Annotated in this window: 1 protein-coding gene; it reads left to right on the forward strand. The window is 55.1% G+C overall.

The genetic code is table 11. The features are described from left to right. Positions 1-61: 61 nt before the first annotated feature. Positions 62-1,128, forward strand: a protein-coding gene (locus MSNKSG1_RS18600) for an IS3 family transposase (protein ID WP_152638830.1) whose coding sequence is annotated in 2 segments (ribosomal slippage) — positions 62-320 and positions 320-1,128 — 1,068 coding nt annotated over the 2 segments. Because the reading frame shifts where the segments join, the coding sequence is not laid out codon by codon here. This gene is flagged as partial in the annotation.

Consider the following 1,128-nt stretch of genomic DNA (forward strand, 5'->3'; position numbering starts at 1 on the left):
CACCCAACTTTCTAATCCATTCTGATCTTAGTAATGTTCATCACCAGAGAGGACGATGAACATGAAGAAGCGATTCACCGAAGAACAGATCATTCCCATTCTGAAGGAAGCCGAGGCCGGCCTTCCGGTCAAAGAGCTGTGCCGGAAGTACAACATCTCGGACGCGACGTTTTATACCTGGCGCAAGAAGTATGGCGGCCTGGAAGTCTCTGAAGCCCGTCGTTTGAAGGCCCTGGAGGAAGAGAACGCCCGGCTCAAGAAACTGCTGGCCGAGTCCATGCTCGACACCGAAGCTCTGAAGGCGGCTCTCAACCGAAAGTACTGACCGTCGGGAACAAGCGCGAGGCTGTGCGCACCATGCTGTCGGAGACGACGATATCCGAGCGCAAAGCCTGTTCACTCGTCGGGTTATCCCGCGCAACGATGCGATATCAGTCTCAGCGTTCTCCAGAAGAGCGTGAGCTGACAGAGCGCATCAAAGCCATTGCGTTCGAACGCCGCCGGTTCGGGTACCGGCGTGTTCACCAGTTGCTGCGTCGTGAGGGTGCTGAGGTGAATCACAAGAAGGTTTATCGGCTTTACCGGGAAGCAGGCCTGGCCGTCCGCAAACGTAAGCGTCGTAAAGGCGTGATGGTCGAACGGCAGCCCTTGGTGTTGCCTGATTCGCCAAACCATACGTGGTCCATGGATTTCGTGATGGATTCCTTGGCAAACGGCCGCAGGATCAAATGCCTGACGATCGTGGATGACTTCACCAAGGAGTGTCTCGACATTCCCGTTGCCATGGGCATCTCAGGGGAACAGGTGACGCGCACCCTAGACGCCATAGCAGCCTTCCGAGGCTACCCGAAAGCCGTCAGAACCGATCAGGGGCCGGAATTTACTGGAAGAGCATTGGATCAATGGGCTTACCATCATGGCGTTGAGCTGAAGCTCATCCAGCCTGGAAAGCCGATGCAGAATGGTTACGTCGAGAGCTTTAACGGAAAATTCCGGGATGAGTGTCTGAATGAACACTGGTTCCGGGATCTCGCTCACGCCCGAGAAAAAATCAGCAACTGGCGCTTGGACTACAATGAGCAGCGTCCGCATTCATCCTTGGGGTATCAGACACCTTTGGAGTTTGCC

This window comes from Marinobacter santoriniensis NKSG1 (assembly GCF_000347775.1).
Taxonomy (GTDB): domain Bacteria; phylum Pseudomonadota; class Gammaproteobacteria; order Pseudomonadales; family Oleiphilaceae; genus Marinobacter; species Marinobacter santoriniensis.